This is a genomic window from Streptomyces sp. NPDC002809 (assembly GCF_040295435.1).
Lineage (GTDB): Bacteria > Actinomycetota > Actinomycetes > Streptomycetales > Streptomycetaceae > Streptomyces.
On the sequence record NZ_JBEOVJ010000005.1, the window covers coordinates 74378 to 97955 of the forward strand.

The window sequence follows — 23578 nt, forward strand, 5'->3', positions numbered from 1 at the left end:
CGGGGGCCGGGGGCCGGGGGCCAACCGGCGGAGGCCGGGGGCCGGGGGCCTGTTACCGATCGCGGGCAGGGGCCGGAGACCGACCACCCGGTCCGGTACCGATCAGAGGCAGGGGGCCGGGGGCCGACCGCCGAGAGCCGGTGACCGCTCAGAGGCCGGGGCCGGGGGCCGGGGCCGGGGGCCGGGGCCGTGGCCGGGGCCGGCCGCCGGAGGCCGCTGACCGATCAGGCCCGCCGCGCAGCCGCCCTCAGGACGAGTCGCGGACCACCAGTTCCGTCGGCAGCACGATCTGCGGGCGCTCGGTGTTCTCGCCCGCGATCTCCGCCAGGAGCACCCGGGTCATCTCCCGGCCCATCTCCTCGATCGGCTGCCGCACGCTCGTCAGCGCGGGGTCCATGTGCCGGGCCACGGACGAGTCGTCGAAGCCGACGAGGGCCACGTCTTCCGGGATGCGCCGGCCCGCCTCGCGCAGCACCTGGCGGGCGCCCGCCGCCATCAGGTCGGACGCGGCGAAGACGGCGTCCACGTCGGGGCGGCGGGCCAGCAGTTCGCGCATGGCCCGGACGCCGCCCTCCTCGGAGAAGTCCGCGGGGGCGATCAGCCGCTCGTCCGGTTCGAGGCCTGCGTCGGCCAGGGCCCTGCGGTAGCCGTCGAGGCGACGCTGGGCGGCGTAGACGTCCAGCCGTCCGGTGATGGTGGCGATGGAGCGGCGGCCCCGGGAGACGAGATGCTCGACGGCGCCGCGGGCACCCTCGAAGTTGTCCGAGTCGACCGAGGGCAGCGGCTCGGTGGCGGACCTGCGGCCGTTCATGACGGCGGGCATGCCCAGCTGTTCCAGCAGATCGGGCAGCGGGTCGTCGGCGTGCACGGAGACCAGCAGCACGCCGTCCACACGGTGCGCGGTCAGGTACTGGGCGAGTCTTCGGCGTTCGCGGTCGCTGCCCACGAGGGTGAGCAGCAGCTGCATCTCGGTGTCGGCGAGGGCGGCACCCACCCCGCGGACGATGTCGGAGAAGTACGGCTCGGTGAAGAAGCGGCTCTCGGACTCGGGCACGACGAGCGCGATGGCGTCCGTCCGGTTCCCGGCCAGGGCGCGGGCCGCGCGATTGGGTACGTACCCCAGCTCGGCGACGGCCGCCTCGACCGCCTCCCGCGTGTGCGCGCTGACGCGCGGTGAGCCGTTGATGACCCGCGAGGCAGTGCCGCGCCCCACCCCCGCCCGTGCCGCGACCTCTTCGAGCGTGGGCCGGCCCCCGCTCCGTACTCGCGCTGCCGCCATGGCTGCCTCCCGTTCGCGGTCAATTTCTCACAGTCGGATAACCAAACCAAGTCCTGATGTGGGATCCCTTGACACTCAACGGGACCGGCCGGTCGCTCCCGGCCCGCAGCATGGGAGCGCTCCCACTCTACGCGCGTGGTCAAGCGACCTGCCTCGGCCCGGGGCGGGCGCGGCCAATACCGTCGCGGACATGACCGAGACCCGGCACGGGGCCGGGTCTCAGAGGTGGTGCGGGTACCGCGACCGGCGGTGTCCGCCGGGAGGGGGGACGGTCAGGAAAGGCCACCCGACGGCAGCGCGTGACGGCGGATCACATCGGAGTACCAGTGCGCGCTCGACTTGGGAATGCGGCGCTGGGAGGCGTAGTCGACGTACACGGTGCCGAAGCGCTTCGAATAGCCGTACGCCCACTCGAAGTTGTCCATCAGCGACCAGAGGAAGTAGCCGCGGACGTCCGCTCCGTCGGCCACCGCCCGCTGCACGGCGTCGAGATGGCCGTGCAGGTAGGCGATCCGCTCGGGGTCCTCCACCCGCCCTTCGGGCGAGACGTAGTCGTCGAAGGCGGCGCCGTTCTCGGTGACCATCAGCGGCAGGCCCGGGTGGTCGCGGGTGACGTCCATCAGCAGGCTGTAGAGCCCGTTGGGGTCGATCGACCAGTTCATCGCGGTGCGCTCCTTCCCCTCGGCGAGGTGGAAGGCGACGTGCTCGGAGCCGGGCCACGGGGAGAACTCGCTGGCGCCGTGGACATCGTTGCCACTGCCGCTCTCGCCCTTCTCGGGCATGGAGACCAGCGTCGGCGTGTAGTAGTTGACGCCCAGGACGTCGACTGGACGGGAGATCGCGGCCAGGTCGCCGTCCTGCACCAGCTTCGACCAGTCCACCAGGTGCGCGGTGTCGGCGAGCAGGTCCGCGGGGTACTCGCCGCGCAGCATCGGGCCGGTGAAGATCCGGTTGCCGACCGCGTCGATCCGGCGGGCGGCGTCCGCGTCGGCCGCGCTCGCGGTCAGCGGACGGACCTGGTGGAGATTGAGGGTGACCGAGGTCTGCGCGCCAGCGGGGAGTTGATCGCGCAGGACCTCGATCGCCCGGCCATGGGCGAGGTTGAGGTGATGGGCCGCCCGCAGGGCGGAGGCGGGCTCGGTGCGGCCGGGAGCGTGCACACCGGAGCCGTATCCGAGGAAGGCCGAGCACCACGGCTCGTTGAAGGTGGTCCATGTCGCGACCCGGTCGCCGAGCGCGCCCGCCATGATCGCGGCGTAGTCGGCGAACCGGTCGGTGGTGACCCGCTGGGGCCAGCCGCCGGCGTCCTCCAGCTCCTGGGGCAGGTCCCAGTGGTAGAGGGTCGCCACGGGGGCGATGCCGGCTTCGAGCAGCTCGTCGACGAGCTTGCGGTAGAAGTCCAGGCCGCGTTCGACGGCGGGGCCGCGGCCGGTGGGTTGCACCCGGGACCAGGAGATGGAGAAACGGTACGCCTTCAGACCCAGCTGCTTCATCAGCGCAACGTCGTCGCGGAAGCGGTGGTAGTGATCGGCGGCGATGTCACCGGTGTCACCGTTGTGGACCTTGCCGGGGGTGTGGCTGAAGGTGTCCCAGATGGAGGGGGTGCGGCCGTCCTCGGCAGCGGCGCCCTCGACCTGGTAGGCGGCGGTGGCCGCTCCCCAGACGAAGCCCGTCGGGAATTGCGTTGCCTCGGGCGCCTGCTTCGGGGCGATGTCAGGTCGTACGGCAGTCATGCGGGAGCGCTCCCAGGGGTGGACGGACAGGGACGGGAAGGGCAACTCCGGAGCCCGTACGGTCTGCGGGGCGGGCGCGGGCCGTGCGGGGCTGCCGGGAGGTGAGGAGACGGGCCGACGAGTCGTCAGCCCTTGACGGCACCGGACATGATCCCGCCGACGATCTGCTTGCCGAAGACGACGAAGACCACGAGCAGCGGCAGCGTGCTGATCAGCCCGCCGGCCATCACGATGCTCTCATCGGGGGTGTAGGAGGCCTTCAGCTGACCGAGGGCCACCTGAAGGGTGGGGTTCTGCTGGTTCAGCGCGAGGTAGGGCCAGAAGAAGTCGTTCCACGCCTGGACGAAGGTGAGCATGCCCAGCACCATCATCGCGGGGCGGGCCACGGGGAGCACGACGCTTCGCACGATACGGAAGTTGCTCGCACCGTCGATCTTGGCGGCCTCGATCAGCTCGTACGGCAGCGCCTCGGTCAGGTACTGCCGCATGAAGAACACGCCGAACGCGCTGACCAGGGTCGGGAAGATCACCGACTCCAGGCTTCCGCTCCAGCCGAGGTCGGACATCATCATGAACAGCGGGACGACACTGAGCTGCGGCGGGATGGTCAGGGTCGCGATGACGCCGGTCATGAGCGCGCCGCGGCCGCGGAAGCGCATCTTGGCGAAGGCGTAGCCGGCCAGGGTGCAGAAGAAGAGCGTCGCCAACGTGATGCAGCTGGAGACGATGAAGCTGTTGAGGATCGCCTTGCCCAGGTGGGCCTGGTTCCAGGCGGCGTCGAGGTTGTGGAACAGCCGGTCGCCGGGCAGGAACGGCGGGGTGGAGGCCAGTACTTCGTCCTGGGTGTGGGACGCGGCCACCAGGGTCCAGTACAGCGGCAGCAGCGAGCCGATCCCGACGACGGTCAGCGCGATGTAGGCGAAGGGGCCGCCCTTCAGCTGCTGCCCGGCACCGGGCTTGAAGCGGCTCGCGCGCTTCGGCGCACGGTGCACGGTGCGTGCCGGGAGGACGGAGCCCGGGGCTTTGGTGGGGCTGGTGATGGTCATGGATATCGCTCCCGGTCAGACCGCGGATTTGCGTACGAAGCGGCCGATGAGCCAGTTGACCGCGGCGATGATCAGCAGGAGGGCGAGCATCGCCCAGGCCACTGCGGCGGCCGGACCGAGATGCCCCAGGTTCCAGCCGTAGTTGTAGAGGTAGATGCTGAGGGTCTCGTACTGGTTCTCGTTGCCGCCGATCGCGCCGAGGGTGCCGCCCTCCAGCAGCAGGGGCTCGCCGAACAGCTGCATGGAACCGATCGTCGAGATGACGATCGTGAACAGGATCGTGGGCCGCAGCGAGGGAATGGTCACCTTGAGGAACTGCTGCCAGCGCGAAGCTCCGTCGAGCGAGGCGGCCTCGTACAGATCGGACGGCACGGCCTGCATCGCGGCGAGGTAGATCAGCGTGTTGTAGCCGGTCCAGCGCCAGATCACGATGACGGAGATGGCGATCTTGGACGTCCAGTGGCCGTTGGCCCAGTTGGTGTCACCGAGGCCGACGAACTCCAGCGCCCAGTTCAGCAGACCGCCGTCGGCCCGGAAGACCAGGGCGAAGACGAGGGCCGCGGAGGCCACCGAGGTGGCGTACGGGGTGAGGATGACCGTCCGCCAGAAGGTGCTGGCGCGGAGCTTGTAGTTCAGCAGGTGCGCCAGGCCCAGGGCCACGAGCAGCTGCGGGACCGTCGACATGACACCGATCAGGAAGGTGTTGCTGACGGCCGTCCAGAACTCCGAGTCGTGCAGGATCTTGTCGAAGTTGTCCCAGCCGACCCACTCCATCTGGTCCAGTCCGGTCATCTCGACCCGGTGCAGGGCGATCCAGCCGGTGTAGATCAGCGGGTAGAGCCCGAAGGCGCCGAAGACGAGGAAGAACGGGGCTATGTAGGCGTACGGCGATGCCTTGTCGTCGAACCGCCAGAGGCGGCTGCGCCAGGCCTGCCGACGGGTGCTCACCGGATTCTTCGGGGGTGGCGGGGTGTATGCGTCCCGGGTGGGAGTCGAGGTGGCCACGGGCGGGAGTCCTTCCCTGGATTGCTTGGTTACCCGGGTACGGGGCCGGGCCGGATGGGCCGGGGCGTCGGCGACAAGCGTGTGCGGTGGGCTTCCACGGGGCGGCCGGGAGGTACCCGGTCGCCCCGTGCAAGCCCTCCGCGAGGCCTACCGTCCGCTCGGCCCCGGCGCCCCATGGGGTGGGGACACGCAGGTGCGGGCGGCCCTGGGGCCGCCCGCTGCTACGACCGTCAGCCGATCGCCTTGTCGATCGCGTTGGTCGCTGCGTCCCACGCGTCGTCGGGCTTGGTGCCGCGCTGCTCCATGTTGTTGATCTGGGTGGAGATGGTGTCCTTGATGATGCCGTCCTTCGCTCCGAGGATGGTCTCGGGGATGGACTTGGCCTCGTCGGCGTACAGCTCACCGATCGGCGCGTTGTTGAAGTACTCCAGCTTGGCGGTCTTCACGTCGGGCAGGTCGTACGCGCCCTTGTTGGACGGGAAGCTGCCGATCGCCTTGAAGACGGCGGCCTGCTGCTCGGGGGCGGTCAGCCACTTGACGAGCTCACCGGCCTCCTTGACGTGCTTGCCGGCCTTCGGGACTCCGAGGAAGGAGCCACCCCAGTTGGCCGCGGTCGCACCCGGGGCGGTGGTGATGTCCCACTTGCCCTTGTTGGCGTCACCGGCGTTCACCGAGATCTGACCGGCCATCCAGGCAGGACAGGCGACGGTGGCCATGGTGCTCTTGCGCAGCGCGGCCTTCCACGGGTCGCTGAACTGGGCAAGACCCTGGGTCAGCTTCTTGTCCGCGGCCTCGGCCGCCAGGTCCCAGCCCTGCTTGACGCTGGGGCTGTCCTTGTAGATCGCCTCGCCGCTCTCGTCGTAGTACTGCTTCGCGTTCGAGCTGACGACGGCGTTGTACATGGCGCTGGCGGAGTCCATGAAGTACGTGCCCGCGGGCGCCTTCTTCTTGTACTCCTCACCGAGCTTGAGGTAGTCCTCCCAGCCGCCGGCGATCTTCGCGGCGACTTCCTTGCGGTCGGTCGGCAGGCCGGCCTTCTTGAAGAGCTCGGTGTTGTAGCAGAGGGACATCGGGCCGATGTCGGTGCCCGCGCCGATCACCGTGCCGTCCTTGGCGGTGGCCTGCTTCGCCTTCCAGGACACCCACTCGTTGACGTCGATGACCTTGCTCAGGTCGGCGAACTGGTCCGCCTTCGTGTCGACGAGCTCCTTGATGCGCCCGACCTCGAGGCCCTGGACGTCGGCCAGACCGCTGCCCGAGTTCAGCTGCTGGAGCAGCTTGGGGTAGTAGACCTTCTCATCGGCGGTGGTGTCTTCCTTCACCGTGATGTTCGGGTGCAGCTCGTGGTACTTCGCGAAGAGGCCGGCTTCCTTGTAGCCGAACTGCCCGAAGTCGGCGACGGTCAGCGTGATCTTCCCGTTCGCATCGGAGGACGTGTCCGATGAGTCGGAGTCGCTGCTGCAGCCGGTCAGCAGCAGGGCCGAAGCGGTCAGGCCCGTGGTGGCCATGACCGCGACTCTGCGGCTGCGACCGGCGACGGTGCGGGTGATACGCATTCCACTACTCCTTGTTCCAGGGTGGGACTGGCTCACTGCGTGGCATACGCGCTGGTGAGTGCGGGTGCCGGATGGTTCAGGGGGGAGGACACGGGCAGTGCCGTTCGCACGAGATTTCCTCGTGCGATGTGGGAGCGCTCCCATGCGTCGATGTCGGAAGGTTGCTGCCTGGGAGGGGTGGGTGTCAAGAGTTGAAGACGCTTCCGTTGCGCGAGCGTGTCCTGCAAGTCACGAGACCGTGTCCGGCCGAAGGCTTGCCAAAGCGGGCAACCAGAGGAAGCGGACGCGGCAATTCCTGAATTCCCGCAGGTGACAGCCCTGTTGGGAGTGGATCTTGTAGGTGGTTCCGGGAAGCGGGCCTGATCGAGCCGGATTTCCGGCACACCCCCGAAACACCCACCACCACCCACGATTCCTTCGCCGACGCCCGCCGGAAGGTGAACGGGACCTCGCACCCAGGGGCCGTCCGGAGGCACCTCCGCGTTCTTTCCCCGAAGCCGAGCGCCGGACGGTGGCCGAGAACAGCAGCCGGGCCGATGACCGGAACAACGCCCCACAGGAGACCCGTTACGTTCCGCACGACGGCAGCGAACCAGACATGCCGGTCATCTCACATTCTGTTGATTTCACCCTTATATGCCTAATGATCACTTTTGCAGCCAAGGGTGAGTGACGCCGGATGGGAGTAGTCCGCGACCATCCCGAACTCGCTCTCTTCCTCTGTCTGTCCCTCGGCTACCTCGTGGGCAAGATCCGCGTCGGACCGATCGCGCTCGGCGGTATCTGCGGCACCCTGATCGTCTCGCTGCTGATCGGCACCCGGCACGTGAGCGTGAACGAGGACGTCAAGACGGTCTTCTTCGCGCTGTTCATCTTCTCGCTCGGCTATCTGGCCGGGCCTCAGTTCTTCGCCAACCTCAACCGCAGGAGCCTGCGCTTCTTCGCCCTGTGCCTGATCGAGCTGGTCTGTGTGCTCGGCATCGCCTTCGGCCTGGCCAAGGCCTTCGACCTCGACGTCGGAACGGCCTCGGGCATCCTGGCGGGGGCGGCGACAGAGTCCGCCGTGGTCGGTACGGCCACCGAGGCCATCGGCAAGCTCGACGACCTGACCGCCGCCCAGATCACCCAGTACCAGGGGCACGTCGCCACCGCGTACACCGTCTGCTACCTCTTCGGCCTGGTCACCATCGTGCTGTTCACCAGCCAGATCATGCCGATGCTGCTGCGCATCAACCTGGCGGACGCCTCGCGCGAACTCTGGGAGAAGATGCGCGGCGGCGTCCCCGGGCTGGAGTCGGACGAGCGCGAGGCACTGCCCGGGACGGTCGGCCGCACCTTCCTGGTGACCTCGGCGGACGGCCGCCGGATCGGCGAGCTGGAGGCCTCCCTCGGCGGCGTCACGGTGGAGGGCGTCAAGCGCGGCAGCGTGCTGCTGGACCCGTCCCCCGATCTGGAGCTGACCCTGAGCGACCTGGTCCAGCTGGTGGGCCGGCGCCGCGGGATCATCGCGGCCGGCCGGATGATCGGCCCGGAGACGCCGGCCGTGCCCGGCCTCGACACCCCGCTGGCCACCCGTCAGGTCGCGGTGACCGAGAAGGCCACCGCCGGGTCGACGATCGCCGAGCTGGAGCGCGACCACCCCGAGTTCCGCCGGGACGGCGTGTACATCACCGACGTGCTGCGCAACGACCAGCATCTGCCCGCGTCCGCCGAGACAAGGGTGGAGCGCGGCGACGTGCTGACCCTGGTGGGTGCCCGCGCGGGTCTCAACAAGCTCGTCGCGAAGATCGGTGCCGTCGTGAAGAACGACGCGACGGACTTCATCTACCTGGGCCTCGGCATCGTGGCGGGTTCGCTGCTCGGCCAGATCGTCGTCCGGATCGGCGACATCCCGTTGTCGCTCGGCACCGGCGGCGGGTGCCTGGTCTCCGGGCTGCTCTTCGGCTGGTTCCGCTCCCGCCGGCAGACCTTCGGGGCCTTCCCCCCGCAGGCCGCGAACACGATGAAGGACCTGGGTCTGGCCATCTTCATCGCCTGCACCGGACTGACCGCCGGGCCCCAGGCGTGGCCGCTGCTGAAGGAGTACGGCGCGCTCCTGCCCTTCGCCGGGATCGCCATGGTGCTGATCCCCGCGACCATCTCCCTGATCGTCGGACTGACGGTCCTGAAGATCGAGAAGCCCCTGCTGATCGGCGCCATCGCGGGCCAGCAGTGCTCGACCCCGGCGATCACCTCCATCACCCAGGTGGCGCAGAGCTCGGTGCCGCTGCTCGGCTACACGATCACGTACGCGCTCTCCAACTTCCTGCTGCCTCTGACCGGTCCCATCCTCGTCGGCGTCCTGGGAGCCTGAATGATCGATTTCCTCAACCGCAACATATTCACGCCCCATCCCGAACTGCTGGTCTTCCTGGTCGTCGCGCTGGGGTTCCTGATCGGGAAGGTCCGCTACAAGGCGATCGCGCTCGGTGCCGTGACGGGCTGTCTGGTCGCGGGCCTGGTGCTGGGGGCGCAGTTCAAGATCCAGATCGACGACACGGTGAAGAACCTCTTCTTCATCATGTTCCTGTTCGCACTCGGCTACCGGGTCGGCCCGCAGTTCTTCCGGGGGCTGAGGAAGGACGGGCTGCCGCAGGTCGTCAACGCGGTCGTGGTCTGTGTGACCGGGCTGCTGGTCTCCTGGCTCTTCGCCGTCCTGCTCGGTTACGGACCAGGGCTCGGCGCCGGCCTCATGAGCGGCGCGCTCACCCAGTCGGCGGCGATCGGTGTCGCCCAGGACGCCATCGGCACCCTGCCCGGTCTCTCCTCCGCCGAGGTGAAGTCGGAGCAGAACCTGGTCGCGGTCGGGTACGCCGTCACGTATCCGCTCGGCACCATCCTCTGCGCGATGCTCCTCGCCAACGTGCTGCCCCGGCTCTACCGCCGGGACCTGGCGAAGGAGAGCGCGGAACTGGCCGCCGAGCTGGACGCCCCGGACGAGGACCCGGACGAGGGCGAGGGCTACTACGAGACCGTGCTGCGGGCCTAAACGATCGCGCGCCACGACCTCGTCGGCCGCAGCATCGCCGACTTCGAGACCCAGCAGCAGGCGCTCGGCCGCCGCGTCTACATCACCCAGGTCCGGCGCGAGGGGGCGATCCTGCCGCAGTCCCAGTCCCTCGTGCTGCGGGACGGGGACACCATCGCGGTCAGCGCGCTGCGGCACGACCTGGTGGACTTCGACGCCCGTACGCATGTGGGCCCGGAGGCGGACGACGTGGCACTGCTCGGGTACCGGACCGAGACCCTGCACGTGGTGGCGTCCGAGAAGGCCCGGCTGGGGCGGACGGTGGAGCAGCTGCGCCGGGAGCCGTTCATGGCCGGTGTCTACATCGAGAAGCTGTACCGGGCGGGCGCCGAGTTCCCCTTCCGGCTCTCCACCCCGGTGGAGCGCGGCGACACCCTGGTGCTGACCGGTCCGGAGCGGCTCGTCGGCCCGGCCGGCAAGGAGCTCGGCAAGCCCGTGCCGACGAGCTTCGCGACGGACATGGTGTGGGTGGGCCTCGGCATCTTCCTCGGCGGCTGCATCGGCATTCCGGCGCTGACGGCGGGCGGGGTGCCGATCTCGCTCTCCACGTCGGGCGGCGGGCTCGTCATGGGTCTGGTCTTCGGCTGGATCCGGGGCAAGTACCCGACGTACGGGAACGTACCGCCGGGCGCCCAGTGGTTCATGGACACCCTGGGCCTGTGCATGTTCGTCGCGGTGGTCGGCATCAACGCCGGCCCCAGCTTCACCAGCGGGCTGTCATCGGCGGGCTGGGGGCTGCTGCTCCTGGGGGCCGTCGCCACCGTCGTCCCGCTGCTCGTCGGGTTCCTGGTGGGGCACTACGTCCAGAAGATCAGGTTCCCGATCCTGATGGGGGTGCTGGCCGGCGGCCAGACCACCACGGCGGCGATCGGCGCAGTCAACGAGACCTCCAAGTCCCAGATCCCCACGCTCGGTTACACGATCCCGTACGCCGTCGGCAATGTGCTGCTGACCGTGTGGGGCGCCGTCATCGTCATCCTCAACCACTGAACCGCGGGAGCGCAGACATGCCCAAGGCCAGCCTCAGCCGTGCGGAGATCCGCTCGTTCGCCCAGCTCAGCCCGTTCGAGCTGAAGGACAAGTTCATCACCATCGCCCAGTCCGAGCAGAGCGACAAGCCCGGCCAGAAGGGCAAGACGATCCGGGCCATGCTGAACGCGGGCCGCGGCAACCCGAACTGGGTCGCCACCGGCCCCCGGGAGGCGTACCACGCACTCGGCTACTTCGCGCTCGCCGAGTCCCGCCGGGTCTGGACGGCGGACAACCTGGGCGGGATGCCGGAGGAGGCCGGCTGCGCGGACCGCTTCGCCCATTTCGTGCGTACGCATCCGGACCTGCCCGGGATCGAGCTGCTGCAGGCAAGCGTCGACTTGGCGGTCAAGCGCTTCGGCTTCGTGCCGGACGCGTTCGTCCACGAGTTGACGGACTCCTCGATCGGGGACAACTACCCGGTTCCGGGGCGGATCCTGCCGCACGTCGAGCAGATCGTGCGCGGGTACGTGGCCGACGAGATGTTCGACCACCGGCCGCCGCAGGGGCAAAACCTCAGCCTGTTCGCGACCGAGGGCGGAACGGCCGCGATGTGCTACATCTTCGACTCGCTGCTGAAGAACGGCATCCTGCACAAGGGCGACCGCATCGCCCTGATGGTGCCCGTGTTCACCCCGTACCTGGAGATCCCCGAGCTGGACACGTACGGATTCGACGTCGTGCACGTCGAGGCGAACCTGTTCACCGAGACCGGTGTGCGGCAGTGGCGCTACCCGCCGGAGGAGATCGCCAAGCTGGCCGACCCTGCCGTCCGGATGGTCTGCTGCGTCAACCCGAGCAATCCGCCGTCCCTGGCGCTCGCTCCGAAGGTCGCCGAGCAGATCGTGGGGATCGTCGCCGAGCAGAACCCGAACCTCATCGTGGTGACGGACGACGTCTACGGGACCTTCGTCGAGGGCTTCCGCTCGCTGGCCGCCGACCTGCCACGCAACTCCCTGCTCGTGTACTCGTACTCCAAGCACTACGGCGCCACCGGCTGGCGGCTCGGCGTCATCGGACTGCACGACGACAACGTGATCGACGACCTGCTGGCCGCGCAGGGCGCCGAGGAGAAGGCCCGCCTGGACAAGCGGTACGGGTCGCTGTCCCTGCACCCGGAGGAGATGCGATTCATCGATCGGCTGGTCGCGGACTCCCGTCAGGTGGCGCTCAACCACACGGCGGGGCTTTCGCTGCCGCAGCAGGTGATGATGACGCTCTTCTCCCTCTTCGACATGCTGGACGAGGGCCAGGAGTACAAGAAGCGGATCCGGTCCATCGTGCGGCAGCGCCTCGAACTCCTGCTGGAGGGCGCCCACATGAAGATCTCCGAGGACCCCAAGCGGGCCTCGTACTACATCGAGCTGGACCTGCTGGCCGAGGCGGAACGCACCCAGGGCAAGGAGTTCGCCGACTACCTGGAGCAGAACTACGAGCCGGTCGACCCGCTGTTCCGGCTGGCCGAGCAGACGTCCGTGGTGCTGCTGAACGGCGGCGGTTTCGACGGACCGGAGTGGTCGGTCCGCGTCTCCCTGGCCAATCTGGACGACCTGGACTACCTGTAGATCGGCCACCAGTTGCGGGCGATCTTCGACGAGTACGCGCAGGAGTGGCGGGACTCGGGGGCCGGGGCGGCGTAGGGCGATCCGGCCGGATCGGCCCGGTCAGGCGGCGCGCAGGCGGGCCAGGGTGTGCTCCAGTTCCGCCTGGGCGGCCCGGCCCGCGGACTCCGCGTCGCCCGCCACGACCGCCCTGACCAGCGCGTGGTGTTGCGCCTCACCGTGGTTCGGGTCGTCTCGGCGCAGTCCGAGCAGCTCCACGAGGTCGATCAGCCCCTGCCGCAGCGCGGGGGCGAACTCGCCGAAGAGATCGGTGAGTACGGGGTTGTGGGCGGCCGCCACGACCGCCCGGTGCAGGGCGATGTCGGCGTCCACGAAGCCGGGGTCCGGGCCGGCGCCCGCCGCCCGGCGCGCCGTGAGCGCCGCGTCGAGCGCGATCAGGTCCTCGTCGGTGCGGCGGCGGGCGGCCAGCCGGGCGGCCTGGACCTCGATGAGCATGCGCACCTCGTAGACGTCGGTGACCGAGGCCCGGCGCAGCCTGACCGGCCACTCCTCCGTCGCGTGGTCGGCGATGACGAAGACCCCGGCGCCCTGGCGGGACTGGAGCAGGCCGAGCGTGGCGAGCGTCCGCACCGCCTCGCGCACGGTCGAGCGGCCCACGCCCAGCGTCTTGGCGAGCGTGGTCTCACCGGGGATCTTCGTACCGACCGGCCAGTGCCCCTCGGTGATCTGCGCGCGCAGATGGCTCGTGGCCTGTTCGACCAGGGGGCTGGGGCGGAGCGGACCGAGCGAGGACACGGGATTCACCTGTCAGGTTGTCTGAGGACTTGTTTTCTGGCTAGTGTACCGATCATGACGTACCGCGGTCTCCTTCTTCTCGGCTGCCGCGGCGGGGCCTGAAGCGATCGGCACCCCGCCGCGGGGTGCCGTGCTGTGCCGGTCGCGTCCGGCGATGCGAGAAGAGACCACGTTCATGTCCGAGCTCACGTCCGAGTCCATGTCTGCCGTCCTGTCACCGACGCACGGCTTCCCCACGATCTGCACCCCGCGCGGGCCCGTCCCCGAGACCGCGCCGCCCTGGAACCCGCAGCGCTCCAGCTCGATGCCGTCGCACCGTTACCGGTCGGCCTTCGACCGGGTGGACATCCCGCTGACCGGCCGGAGCTGGCCGCAGGCCCGTATCGACCGCCCCCCGCTCTGGGTCCCCGTCGACCTGCGGGACGGCAACCAGGCCCTCTCCGAGCCGATGGACACCCCGCGCAAGCGCCTGATGTTCGATCTGCTCGTCGCGATGGGCTTCAAGGAGATCGAGGTCGGCTACCCGTCCGCGAGCCGCACCGACTTCGACTTCGTACGGCATCTGGCGGAGAGCGGAGCCGTACCCGACGACGTGACCGTGGTCGTCTTCACCCCGGCCAGGGCCGAGCTGATCGAGCGGACCTTCGAGTCCGTCGCGGGGATGAGCCGGGTGGTCGTCCACCTGTACATCCCGACCGCGCCCGTCTGGCGTGACGTCGTCCTGGGGCGGAGCCGGGCCGAGGTGCACGGTGTCGTACGGAACGCCGGGCGGCACATGGACCGGCTGGCGAGGGCGAGGCCGGACGCCGACATCCGGTTCGAGTTCTCGCCCGAGGTCTTCGTCCTGACCGAGCCCGACTACGTCCTGGAGATCTGCAACGGCCTCACGGAGCTGTGGGACGCCTCGCCGGACAGGCCGGTCATCCACAACCTGCCGGCCACGGTGGAGATCGCGACACCGAACGTGTACGCGGACCAGATCGAGTACATGCACCGCCATCTGGACCGGCGCGACTCCGTGATCCTCTCCGTCCATCCGCACAACGACCGCGGTACGGGCGTGGCCTGCGCGGAGCTCGCCGTGCTGGCGGGGGCGCAACGGGTGGAGGGCTGCCTGTTCGGCAACGGGGAGCGCACCGGCAACGTCGACCTGGTCACCCTGGCCCTCAATCTGCACGCCCAGGGTGTCGACCCGATGATCGACTTCTCGGACATCGACGAGATCCGCCGTACGGTCGAGCACTGCAACCGGCTGCCGGTGCCGCCGCGCCATCCGTACGGCGGCGACCTGGTCTACACCGCGTTCTCGGGCACCCATCAGGACGCGATCAGCAAGGGGTTCACGCACCGGGAGGGCAGCGACTCCGAGCTGTGGGCGGTGCCGTACCTGTCGATCGACCCGGCGGACGTGGGGCGTACGTACGAGGCGGTCATCCGGGTCAACAGCCAGTCGGGCAAGGGCGGCATCGCCCACCTGCTGCGGAGCAACCACGGGGTGGACCTGCCGGCGAGGATGCGGGCCGACTTCTCCCGCACTGTGCAGGAAGCGACGGACGACAGCGGTCTGGAGGCGACGCCGAAGGACCTGTGGAACCTGTTCGAGGCGACGTATCTGACCCCCGGCCGGGACGGTTCGATCGCCCTGGCCTCCTGGTCCGCGGAGAGCGGGCCGGCCGGTGAGTGCCGCTTCGTCTGCACGCTGCGGGTGGACGGGCGCGAGGGCGACCACGAGGGCACGGGCGGCGGCGCGGTGTCGGCGTTCACGCACGCGCTGGCGGCCGCCGGGGTGGAGGTGGGGATCCTCGACTTCGCGGAGCACGGGGCGCCCGGGGGGACGGTGACCGCGTACGCGCAGTGCCGGGTCGGCGAGCGGGTGTGCTGGGGCGCGGGCCAGGACGCGTCGAGTGTGGCCGCGTCGGCGGCGGCGGTGCTGTCGGCGGTGAACCGGGCGCGGGGCTGACGCGGTACGGGCGACACATGGGGCGCACACCCCGGCCGGGTGGGGGGATTGTGGGGGCCGGCCGGGATGCACGGGCGGGGGAAGGTGGCTACTTGTAGGCGCCGAACGCCTTCGTGAAGGCGAGCGGCTCCTGCGCGATCGAGCTGCACGAGGCGTCCGCGGAGGACTTCGGCCCGCCCGCGCACTCCTTGTCCCGGGTCCCGGACCACATCGCGAGCCAGGCGAGGCCCTTCTCCTTGGCGAAGGCCACCAGCTGGGTGGCGTCCTCGACCTTGAAGATCTCGGTGCTGACGTCGTTCACGCCGATCATCGGCGTGACGGCGACGGCCTTCCACGCGTCCGCGTCGGAGAGGCCCAGCACGCCCTTGATCTGGGCCTGGGTGGCCGTCGCCGCCTGGATCGCGTACGCACCCATGTCGCCGCTGTAGGAGGCGCCGTAGTCCATCGCCATCACGTTGACCGCGCCGACGTCCACGCCGTTCTTCTTCGCGTCCGCGATCAGGTCCACGCCGGGCTGGGTGAGGCCCTCGGGCATCACCGGCAGGGTGAAGGAGACGTCCAGGCCGGGGTGGGACCTCTGGAGCTGGGCGATGGCCTGGGAGCGCCGCGAGTTGGCCGCCGTGTCGGGCAGCGCCCCGCCCTCGATGTCGAAGTCGACCTTGGTCAGCTTGTACGTGTCGACGACCTTGCCGTAGGCCGTGGCCAGATCGGCGGCCGATGTGCAGTTCAGCGCCAGTTCGGAGCCGGATGCGCCGCCGAAGGAGACCCGGACGTCGCCGCCGGCCGCGCGCAGGGCGCCGATCCGGGAGGCGACGTGGTCGTCACCGAGTCCGGTGATCCCGCCCCAGAGCGGGGCGCAGCTGCCGCCGGAGGTGATGAAGGCGAGGTTGAACTGCTTCACCCCGGTCTTGGCGGCGGTGTCGACCAGGTCGAACGCCGGGTAGAGCGAGGTGTCGACGTACGGGGCGAAGCCCGCACCGCCCGCCGTGCCGCCGCCGCTGTCGGTCTCGGTGGGGGTCGGCGTGGGGGTCGGCGTGGGGGTCGGCGTGGCGGTGGGCTCTTCGGTGGGGGTGGCCGTGGCGGTCGGCGTGGGGGTTGCCGTCTCGGTGGGGCGGCCGCTCGGCTCCGGTGTCGCGCCGGTGTCGACGGAGCACGTGGCATCGTCGATGAGGCAGCCGGTGGGGTCGGCGGCCGTGCCGGCGGAGCTGGTGACGAAGCCGATGGTGACGGACTTGCCGGGCGCGAGCTCCTTGTCCCAGCTCGCCGGCGTGACGGTGACGTGGCTTCCGCTGACGGTGTGCTCGCCGTTCCACAGGGAACTGAGCTTCGTGCCCGCCGGCAGGTCGAATTCGAGCGTCCAGCCGGACTTGGCCGCGTCGGTCTCGTTGGTGACGACGTACTGCCCGGTGTATCCGCCGGTCCAGCCGCTGGTCCTCGTGTACGCGGCGCCTACCGCTGCCGCCTGGGCCGTGCCGGTGAGGGCGAAGACCGTGCCGCCGATCACGGCCGCGGCGACGACTGCGCCGATCGCCCTGGTCCTGGTGCTCGCCGTGCGCCGGTGCGTGCTGGTGCCCATCGCGTTCCTGCCTCGTCGTACGGAAGTGGGGATGCGGGAGCACGCTAGCGGCACCGAATCCGACAAACAGTGTGATTCGGACCCGGGTTGATGTTCTTAGGGTTGGCTTAAGGAGCGCATCGGCCGGTCTAAAGGTTCGGGCCCGCGCCGGAGCGGAATGGGCGCTTTGCACCCCGGCCGGCCGCTCCGCGCCGCTGCCGCCCCACCCGGTGTCCGCGCCCGCGCCGCTGCGGCTGCTGCCCGTCGAGCCCGATCCAGATGCGCACCTCGGTGCCGCCGAGCACGGAGCGCCCGATCCGCACGTCGCCGCCGGTGGACTCGGCGACCCGGCGGACGATGTCGAGGCCGAGACCGGTCGAGCCCACCGCCCCCTTAGCGCCGCCACGCCCGCTGCTGCCGCGCGCCAGCGCCGCCTTCGGGTCCGCTATGCCGCCGCCCGCGTCCGAGACGAGGACGATCACCGCGCCCCCGCTGTGGTGGACGTCGACGGCGAAGGCGGTGCCCTCCGCCGTGTGCCGGAAGACGTTGCCGAGCAACGCGTCGAGTGCGGCGGCCAGTTCGGGGCGGGCCACCGGGATGCGTACCGTACGGTCCACTCCCGCGAGGCGCACCTCGCGGCCCTCGTCCTCCGCCAGCGCGGACCAGAAGTCCATCCGCTCACGGATCACCTCGGAGACGTCGCAGCCGGCCCCGGGGCCTCCGTTCTGCCCCTGGGACTGGGGGCGCTGTTCCCGGGCGGTCCTGATGATCGTGTCGACCTCGCGCTCCAACTGCTGCACGGCCGCCCGGGTCTGTTCGGCGGCCGGTCCTTCTCCGAGCGAGGCGGCGTTGAGCCGGAGCACGGTGAGCGGGGTGCGCAGCCGGTGCGAGAGGTCGGCGGCCAGTTCGCGCTCGTTGGCGAGGAGCTGGACGACCTGGTCGGCCATGGAGTTGAACGCGGCTGCGGCGGACCGGAGTTCGGTCGGTCCCTCCTCCGGAACCCGGGTGCCGAGCCGCCCCTCCCCCAGGTCCTGTGCGGCGCCCGCCAGGCGCCGGGCCGGTTCCACCATGCGTACGCCGAGCCGGTCGGCCACCGCGACCGAACCGACGATCAGTGCGATGCCGACGCCCGCGAGCATCAGCCAGGCGGTGGCGACGCCGTTGGAGACCTCGTCCTCCGGCACGAACACCTCGACGACGACGGTGCCCCTGGAACCCAGCGCGGTCGGCTGGAGCAGCGCGGAGCCGCCCGCCACCTCCGTGATGGAGGCGCGCCCCGACTCCCGTACGGTCTCCAGGTCCTTGCGGGTGGCGCGCCGGGTGCCGATCTCCACCGCCACGCCGCCGGCCTCGCCGGACGCGGGCACGTGGACGGCCATCCGGCCCGCGGCTCCCGGTTCGGTGGTGAGGACGGCCGTCTCCAGCTCGGCGCGGTCGGTGGTGATGGAGAGCGTGGGGCCGATCGTCGCGGCCTGCCGTTCGGCGTCGGAGAAGGCGCGGTCGCGTGCCATCTCCTTGATGACGAGTCCGAGGGGGACGGCGAAGGCGACGACCACCATCGCGGTGACGGCCAGACAGACCTTGACCAGGGCCCATCTCATGCGGGCTGCTCCGGGGGTGCGGCGGGCGGCTGGAGCTTCACGCCTACGCCGCGCAGGGTGTGCAGATAGCGGGGCCGGGCGGCGGTCTCGCCCAGTTTCCTGCGCAGCCAGGAGAGGTGGACGTCGATGGTCTGGTCGTCCCCGTAGGACTGCTGCCAGACCTCCGCGAGGAGTTCCTTGCGCGGCACGACGACGCCCGGCCGGCCGGCCAGGAAGGTGAGCAGATCGAACTCGCGCCGGGTGAGGTCGAGTTCCGCACCGTCGAGTTCGGCAAGGCGTCGCAGCGGGTCGATGGAGAGCCCGCCGACCTGGATGACGCGCGGTGGCGGGGCCTCGCCGCCGGCCGCCCGCGAGCGGCGCAGCACGGCCGCCATCCGGGCCGAGAGGTGTTCCACGGAGAAGGGCTTGGTCAGATAGTCGTCGGCGCCGTCGTTGAGCAGCCGGACGATCTCGCTCTCGTCGTCGCGCGCGGTCGCGATGATGACCGGCACGTCGGTGATGCCGCGCAGCATCTTCAGTGCCTCGGCCCCGTCGAGATCGGGCAGCCCGAGGTCGAGGATGACCACGTCGAACCTGAAGTGGGCCACCTCGCGCAGCGCTTCGAGCGCGGTGCCGACACTCCGTACCGTGTGGGAGGCCTCGGTCAGGTGCCGGATGAGGGCGGAACGTACGAACTGGTCGTCCTCGACCACGAGCACACTTGGCATGGGCGGCACCGTACGCCATCGGGCCCCGCGCGGTCCGCCCGGTGGCGGTAGTGGGGACAGAGGTGCGGCCGTGGGGCAGGATGTGCCGGATGCAACGAGGTCTCGTACACGCGCTCGCGTGGTCGCTCGCCACCGGCGCCGCGGTCACGCTGTCGTGGTGGGGTGTGCACACCGTGATGGCGGGTACGGCGTACGACCCGCCGCGCGCGGTGCCGATCGCGGCGGAGCCCCGGGGCGACCGGACCGGCGCCGGAATCCTGTCGTCCTCGACCCATCGCCCGGAGCCGTCCCCGTCGAAGACGGTCCGGGCCACCCCCCGGACCACCCCGAAGCCGTCCCCGACCGCGTCCCGGACACCGTCGCACACCCCCGCCGGCACTCCGCGGCCGACGGCAACGGCCACCGCGTCGGGTACGGCGAGGAGTTACGCGACGGACGGCGGCCGGATCGTCTTCGAGCTCGGCACGGACTCGGCGAAGCTGGTCTCGGCGACTCCGGAGCAGGGCTGGTCGGTGCAGGTCTGGACGAACACGACCTGGATCCGGGTGAACTTCACCAAGGACGACGGCACGACGGTGTCGGTCTACTGCACCTGGAACGATCATCCGCCGCAGGTCGAGATCGTGAAGTCGTGACGGAGTTCAGTCGAAGGCGGACGCGGGTGGTGCGGGTGACGGCCGGGCGCCGGCGTCGTGCACCGCGGCCGCGCCACCGGTGAAGTCGGCGAGCGCACGCCCGTGTTCGACGCGCCCCGGGTGCGGGTCCGTCGCCACCCTGCGGGTCAGCTCCGCGATCTTCGGTGCCACGTCCGAGGCGAGCAGTACGGCGTTGCCGAAGCGGCGGCCGCGGAACACGGTCGGGTCGGCGGCGAGCGCCAGTTCGGGGAAGACGGTCGCGGCGGTGGCGATCTGGCCGCGCAGATGGGCGAGCGGCGGCCCGTCGGCGAGGTTGGCCACGTAACTCCCGCCGGGTCTGAGGACCCGGCGCACCTCGGCGAGGAACTCGGTACTGGTGAGGTGGGCAGGGGTCCGGGCCCCGCTGAATACGTCGGCGATGACGAGGTCGGCCCAGCCGTCCTGGATCCTGCCGAGCCCGGCGCGGGCGTCGGTGGCGCGGACCCGGATCCTGGCCTGCGGGTCCAGCGGGAGCTCCCGGCGCACCAGCTGGACCAGGGCCGCGTCCACCTCGACGATCTGCTGGGTGGAGCGGGGGCGGGTCGCGGCGACGTAGCGCGCGAGGGTGAAGGCGCCGCCGCCCAGATGCACGACGTGCAGCGGCTGTCCGGCGGGCGCGACCAGATCGGCGATGTGGCCGATCCGGCGCTGGTACTCGAACGAGAGGTACGTCGGATCGTCCAGGTCCACATGGGACTGCGGGGCACCGTCGATCGTCAGGGTCCAGGCTCGCCGGCGTTCCCGGTCGGGCACGAGCTCTGCGAGGCCGCCGTCCACCGGCTCGGTGACGTTGCCCCCGGGGGGCTCGGAGCCGCGTGCCGCCTTGCGGTCGGTCCTGCGGTCCGCGCGCTGCTTGCGGTCGCCCGCACCGCCGGCCGCTCCTCGACGTGCCACTGCTACTCGTCCCTGCTTCACTGCTCACCGTGTCCGGGCCGGTCGGAACCGGCCGCGACGGGCTGATCAAGGCGCCCGCCACCCGGCCATTATGAGCTCCGGGGCCACCCGGCACCTTCTCAGCGGCAGTTGTCGGCAGCCTCGATCAGCCGGGCCGCCTGGTCGAGCGCGGCCCGCAGCACGGCCGGGTCGGTGACCGGGGTGTCGTGGGCGGGCGGCAGCAGCCAGCCGCTGCCCGGGGCCGGCGGCTCGGCGGGGATGCGCAGCCCGCGGCCGTCGGTCTGCGTACAGGCGCTGCCCGGTACGTCCCAGGCCTGCGCGGTGCCGGGAGGCACCAGGAAGCCGAGGGTGGCGCAGGCGCCGTCATGGAGGACCGGTCCGACCGCCTCCTGGTCGGCGCCGCGCCGCAGGATGTCGACGGCCTCCAGCCCCTGGCGGGCGGGGACGGTCACGAGATCGCAGGGTTCGGGCCCGGAGTGCACGCCGGGAACACCGGGCCCCCCGGCGGGTGCCGTGGTGTCTGTTGCCGTGGTGCCTGTCGTCGCCGTGGTGGCCGCCGTCGTCCCGGTCGTCGCGGTCGATCGCGATCCGGTCGCCATGCCGAGGTGCAACAAGGGACCTCTCCTCTCATCGCCGGGCGGAGCCGGACTCCGTCTCCGCATGGACCAACGCGCCGACCACGTCAAGGGCTACGGTGCAGCACCCCCGCAAAGGGTGGCAGTTCATGGCGGATCGTGGGCGAGATATCCGATTTGTCAGCAAACGCTGTGTGTGTGACTCGTCACAGCAGGTACGTTCTTGCTCCGCCGGGACACCGGAAACAGGCGCCCGGCTCGCAGCAGAGAGGGCCCCGCCATGGTGACGACACCGGCAGTTCCCAACGTCGCCTTCCGGCGGCTGCGCGGACAGCGCTCCGCCGGAGAGTTCGCTGCCGCAGTACGCAGGTCGGCTCGCGAGATCGGCGAGCAGGTCGCGTGCGACGCCCGGTACATCGGACGCGTGGAGTCCGGCGAGATCCGCTGTCCCAACTACGCGTACGAGCGGGTCTTCCTGCACATGTTCCCCGGGGCGGCCCTGGCGGACCTGGGCTTCTCACCGCGCGAATCGGTACGCGGCCGAGGGGCCCGGTCCACGGCGGACGCCCCGCCACCCCCGACTTCCCCGCTGCTGGTGCCCGGCAGCGACACCGACGAGGAGAGCGACGTGCTGCGTCGCGCATTCATGACGAGCGGCACCACCGCGGTGGCGGCCGTCTCCCTGGGCCTGGGTCTCGGCGGCACGGCCGCCGCGTCCGTGCCCGCGCAGCGCCGGGTCGGCGAGGCGGAGGTGAGCGCCGTCGAGAAGGCGGTGCGGCAGATCCGCCTGCTGGACGACCGGCACGGTGGCGACGGCCTCTACCGGCGGGCCTCTCAGCCGCTGCGGGCGGCGTACGCACTGCTCGACTCCGGCATCGCGACCCGGCGTTCCACGGCGGACCGGCTGCACGCGGGCGCCGGTGAGCTGGCCATCTCGGTGGGCTGGCTGGCCCATGACTCGGGCCGGTTCGACGACGCCCGCTCGCACTACGCGGAGGCGCTCGCCACCGCGCGGGTGGCCGGGGACCCGGCGTTGGAGGCGCACGCGTTCTGCAACGCGTCGTTCCTGGCCCGCGACACGGGCCGGCCGCGCGAGTCCGTACGCGCGGCGGAGGCGGGCCTGCGGGCCGCACAGCCCCTGGGCTCGCCGCGGCTCCTGGCGCTGCTCGCGCTGCGGGAGGCGGGGGGCCGGGCCGGACTCGGGGACCGTACCGGCTGCGAGCGGGCACTGGGCCGGGCACACACCGCGTTCGGACGGGGGCCGTCCGCGGCGGACCCGGAGTGGATGACCTTCTTCCGGGAGGCCGAGCTGGAGATGCTGGAGGCACAGTGCTGGTCGGCGCTGGGCGACTGGTCGCGGGCCGCACGCCATGCGCGGCGCGCGACGCGACTCCAGGAACCGCACTTCACCCGGAACCTGGCGCTGTACCGCGCGGAGCTGACCACGGACCTGGCCCTGGCCGGCCTCACGGAGGAGGCCGCGGCGACGGGTCACCGGGTGCTCGACCTGCTGGACCAGGTCCAGTCCTCCCGCATCCGGTCGATGCTGGCGGACGCGGTCACGGTCCTGCGCCCCCGGGGCCGGGATTCGGTGGACGTCAAGGACTTCCTGGACCGCCACGCCATGTCCACAGCGGGCGGCTGAGAACCCCGATTCCAGCCCGCCCGGCGCTCGGGGGCGAAGACCCGCGCCCGGCAACGGGCGACCGGTTCCGTCCTCGGTCCCCGGACGGGCCGAAGGGCGCTACGCCTCCAGATGCCCCGTGTCGTTCCAGCACTCCAGCGCCGGCGCCCCGTACGCCCATCCCAGGACCGACAGCGACGTCGGCTCCAGCCGCAGCCGCGCCGCGAACGACGCGTCCTCACCGAGCCACCGCGCCCCCAGCACCCGCAGGATGTGGCCGTGGCCGAAGACCAGGACGTCGCGGTCGGACGAGCGCGCCCACTCGACGACCTCGTCGGCGCGGGCCGACACCTGGGCCAGGGTCTCCCCCTCCGGCACCCCGTCGCGCCAGATGAACCAGCCCGGGCGGGCCGCCTTGATCTCGGCCGGCGTCATCCCCTCGTACGCCCCGTAGTCCCACTCCATCAGCGCGTCCCACGGTTCGGCCCCGTCGCCGAACCCCGCGATCCCGCACGTCTCGGACGCCCGCACGAGCGGACTGGTGCGGACCTCCAGACCGGGCAGGTCCGCCCACGGCCCGAGGTGCAGCCGCTCACCGAGCAGCCTGGCCCCCTCGCGCCCCGAGTCGAGCAACGGAATGTCCGTCCTGCCGGTGTGCTTGCCCTTGACGGACCATTCCGTCCGGCCGTGCCGGGCCAGCAGGATGCGCGGTGCCATGTGAAGGCTCTCCCTGAAAAACTGGGACCTGAGATGCGGTATCTGAGATCTTGGACATCGATGGGGACGAATCCGTCCGGGACGGAACGGATACAACGGGCGGAGCGGGGAAACGGATCGTCCGGATTTCCATCATCGCGTACCTTCGCGAGAGGCAACCTGGGGGGCCGTACCGGCGTCCCAATGACCACAGACGAAT

Annotated in this window: 16 protein-coding genes and 2 pseudogenes; 6 read left to right on the forward strand and 12 right to left on the reverse strand. The window is 70.8% G+C overall.

Annotation, left to right across the window (positions count from 1 at the left end; genetic code table 11):
• Positions 1 to 247: 247 nt before the first annotated feature.
• The 5 genes from ABT025_RS05020 to ABT025_RS05040 form a co-directional block, all read right to left on the reverse strand.
• On the reverse strand, positions 248 to 1279 hold the full coding sequence (locus tag ABT025_RS05020; protein WP_350989963.1) for a LacI family DNA-binding transcriptional regulator: 1032 nt from the start codon (positions 1277 to 1279) through the stop codon (positions 248 to 250).
• Positions 1280 to 1551: 272 nt separating this feature from the next.
• Positions 1552 to 3012, reverse strand: a complete 1461-nt coding sequence (locus ABT025_RS05025) for a GH1 family beta-glucosidase (protein WP_350989965.1) — start codon at positions 3010 to 3012, stop codon at positions 1552 to 1554.
• Between the two features lie 125 nt (positions 3013 to 3137).
• Entirely contained in the window at positions 3138 to 4058 is a 921-nt protein-coding gene (locus tag ABT025_RS05030) for a carbohydrate ABC transporter permease (RefSeq protein WP_350989967.1), read from the reverse strand.
• Positions 4059 to 4073: 15 nt separating this feature from the next.
• Entirely contained in the window at positions 4074 to 5063 is a 990-nt protein-coding gene (locus ABT025_RS05035) for a carbohydrate ABC transporter permease (RefSeq protein WP_350989969.1), read from the reverse strand.
• Positions 5064 to 5293: 230 nt separating this feature from the next.
• The gene (locus ABT025_RS05040; protein WP_350989971.1) at positions 5294 to 6619 is read right to left on the reverse strand and encodes an ABC transporter substrate-binding protein; all 1326 of its coding nucleotides are present in this window, start codon (positions 6617 to 6619) and stop codon (positions 5294 to 5296) included.
• 679 nt (positions 6620 to 7298) lie between these two features.
• On the opposite strand from ABT025_RS05040, the gene aspT (ABT025_RS05045) reads away from it, so the two are divergent.
• The 3 genes and pseudogenes from aspT (ABT025_RS05045) to ABT025_RS05055 form a co-directional block, all read left to right on the forward strand.
• Positions 7299 to 8972: an aspartate-alanine antiporter gene (gene aspT / locus ABT025_RS05045; protein WP_350989973.1), complete on the forward strand. Its 1674-nt coding sequence runs from the start codon at positions 7299 to 7301 to the stop codon at positions 8970 to 8972.
• Positions 8973 to 10676, forward strand: a pseudogene (gene aspT / locus ABT025_RS05050) (aspartate-alanine antiporter). It begins immediately after the preceding gene.
• 17 nt (positions 10677 to 10693) lie between these two features.
• A pseudogene (locus ABT025_RS05055) lies at positions 10694 to 12277 on the forward strand (bifunctional aspartate transaminase/aspartate 4-decarboxylase); the annotation flags it as partial.
• A gap of 102 nt (positions 12278 to 12379) precedes the next feature.
• Here ABT025_RS05055 and ABT025_RS05060 read toward each other — a convergent pair.
• Positions 12380 to 13081 (reverse strand): FadR/GntR family transcriptional regulator, encoded by a 702-nt coding sequence (locus ABT025_RS05060; protein ID WP_502971886.1) that lies wholly within the window; start codon positions 13079 to 13081, stop codon positions 12380 to 12382.
• Between the two features lie 166 nt (positions 13082 to 13247).
• Here ABT025_RS05060 and ABT025_RS05065 point away from each other — a divergent pair, with 166 nt between their 5' ends.
• On the forward strand, positions 13248 to 15032 hold the full coding sequence (locus ABT025_RS05065; RefSeq protein WP_350989977.1) for a 2-isopropylmalate synthase: 1785 nt from the start codon (positions 13248 to 13250) through the stop codon (positions 15030 to 15032).
• Positions 15033 to 15120: 88 nt separating this feature from the next.
• On the opposite strand, the gene ABT025_RS05070 is transcribed toward ABT025_RS05065, so the two are convergent.
• The 3 genes from ABT025_RS05070 to ABT025_RS05080 all read right to left on the reverse strand — a co-directional run bounded on the left by ABT025_RS05070 (position 15121) and on the right by ABT025_RS05080 (position 18895).
• The gene (locus ABT025_RS05070; RefSeq protein ID WP_350989979.1) at positions 15121 to 16608 is read right to left on the reverse strand and encodes a glycoside hydrolase family 18 protein; all 1488 of its coding nucleotides are present in this window, start codon (positions 16606 to 16608) and stop codon (positions 15121 to 15123) included.
• A 128-nt stretch (positions 16609 to 16736) separates the two neighbouring features.
• Positions 16737 to 18188 carry a sensor histidine kinase gene (locus ABT025_RS05075; protein ID WP_350989981.1) on the reverse strand — a complete coding sequence of 484 codons (1452 nt, stop codon included), beginning with the start codon at positions 18186 to 18188 and terminating at the stop codon, positions 16737 to 16739.
• Positions 18185 to 18895, reverse strand: coding sequence for a response regulator transcription factor (locus ABT025_RS05080; protein ID WP_350989983.1), 711 nt, complete (start codon positions 18893 to 18895; stop codon positions 18185 to 18187). The genes ABT025_RS05075 and ABT025_RS05080 overlap by 4 nt, the downstream gene beginning before the upstream one ends.
• A gap of 89 nt (positions 18896 to 18984) precedes the next feature.
• Between ABT025_RS05080 and ABT025_RS05085 the strand changes: the two genes are divergently transcribed.
• Positions 18985 to 19530: a hypothetical protein gene (locus ABT025_RS05085; protein ID WP_350989985.1), complete on the forward strand. Its 546-nt coding sequence runs from the start codon at positions 18985 to 18987 to the stop codon at positions 19528 to 19530.
• A 6-nt stretch (positions 19531 to 19536) separates the two neighbouring features.
• Here the strand turns inward: ABT025_RS05085 and ABT025_RS05090 are convergent, their stop codons facing one another.
• Together ABT025_RS05090 and ABT025_RS05095 are read right to left on the reverse strand one after the other, a co-directional pair.
• Positions 19537 to 20463 (reverse strand): spermidine synthase, encoded by a 927-nt coding sequence (locus ABT025_RS05090; protein ID WP_350989987.1) that lies wholly within the window; start codon positions 20461 to 20463, stop codon positions 19537 to 19539.
• Between the two features lie 119 nt (positions 20464 to 20582).
• The gene (locus ABT025_RS05095; protein ID WP_350989989.1) at positions 20583 to 21077 is read right to left on the reverse strand and encodes a hypothetical protein; all 495 of its coding nucleotides are present in this window, start codon (positions 21075 to 21077) and stop codon (positions 20583 to 20585) included.
• A 241-nt stretch (positions 21078 to 21318) separates the two neighbouring features.
• On the opposite strand from ABT025_RS05095, the gene ABT025_RS05100 reads away from it, so the two are divergent.
• A complete protein-coding gene (locus ABT025_RS05100) occupies positions 21319 to 22683 on the forward strand; it encodes an NsdA family TPR-like regulatory protein (RefSeq protein WP_350989991.1) in 1365 nt (454 codons plus the stop codon).
• A gap of 99 nt (positions 22684 to 22782) precedes the next feature.
• Here the strand turns inward: ABT025_RS05100 and ABT025_RS05105 are convergent, their stop codons facing one another.
• The gene (locus tag ABT025_RS05105) at positions 22783 to 23379 is read right to left on the reverse strand and encodes a histidine phosphatase family protein (protein ID WP_350989993.1); all 597 of its coding nucleotides are present in this window, start codon (positions 23377 to 23379) and stop codon (positions 22783 to 22785) included.
• Between the last annotated feature and the right edge of the window lie 199 nt (positions 23380 to 23578).

Excerpts from the sequence above, each read along its gene's own strand:
- ABT025_RS05020 (WP_350989963.1), bottom strand. The coding sequence starts at position 1,279 with ATGGCGGCAGCGCGAGTACGGAGCGGGGGCCGGCCCACGCTCGAAGAG.
- ABT025_RS05025 (WP_350989965.1), bottom strand. The coding sequence starts at position 3,012 with ATGACTGCCGTACGACCTGACATCGCCCCGAAGCAGGCGCCCGAGGCA.
- ABT025_RS05030 (WP_350989967.1), bottom strand. The coding sequence starts at position 4,058 with ATGACCATCACCAGCCCCACCAAAGCCCCGGGCTCCGTCCTCCCGGCA.
- ABT025_RS05040 (WP_350989971.1), bottom strand. The coding sequence starts at position 6,619 with ATGCGTATCACCCGCACCGTCGCCGGTCGCAGCCGCAGAGTCGCGGTC.
- aspT (WP_350989973.1), top strand. The coding sequence starts at position 7,299 with ATGGGAGTAGTCCGCGACCATCCCGAACTCGCTCTCTTCCTCTGTCTG.
- ABT025_RS05065 (WP_350989977.1), top strand. The coding sequence starts at position 13,248 with ATGTCCGAGCTCACGTCCGAGTCCATGTCTGCCGTCCTGTCACCGACG.
- ABT025_RS05070 (WP_350989979.1), bottom strand. The coding sequence starts at position 16,608 with ATGGGCACCAGCACGCACCGGCGCACGGCGAGCACCAGGACCAGGGCG.
- ABT025_RS05075 (WP_350989981.1), bottom strand. The coding sequence starts at position 18,188 with ATGAGATGGGCCCTGGTCAAGGTCTGTCTGGCCGTCACCGCGATGGTG.
- ABT025_RS05080 (WP_350989983.1), bottom strand. The coding sequence starts at position 18,895 with ATGCCAAGTGTGCTCGTGGTCGAGGACGACCAGTTCGTACGTTCCGCC.
- ABT025_RS05085 (WP_350989985.1), top strand. The coding sequence starts at position 18,985 with ATGCAACGAGGTCTCGTACACGCGCTCGCGTGGTCGCTCGCCACCGGC.
- ABT025_RS05100 (WP_350989991.1), top strand. The coding sequence starts at position 21,319 with ATGGTGACGACACCGGCAGTTCCCAACGTCGCCTTCCGGCGGCTGCGC.
- ABT025_RS05105 (WP_350989993.1), bottom strand. The coding sequence starts at position 23,379 with ATGGCACCGCGCATCCTGCTGGCCCGGCACGGCCGGACGGAATGGTCC.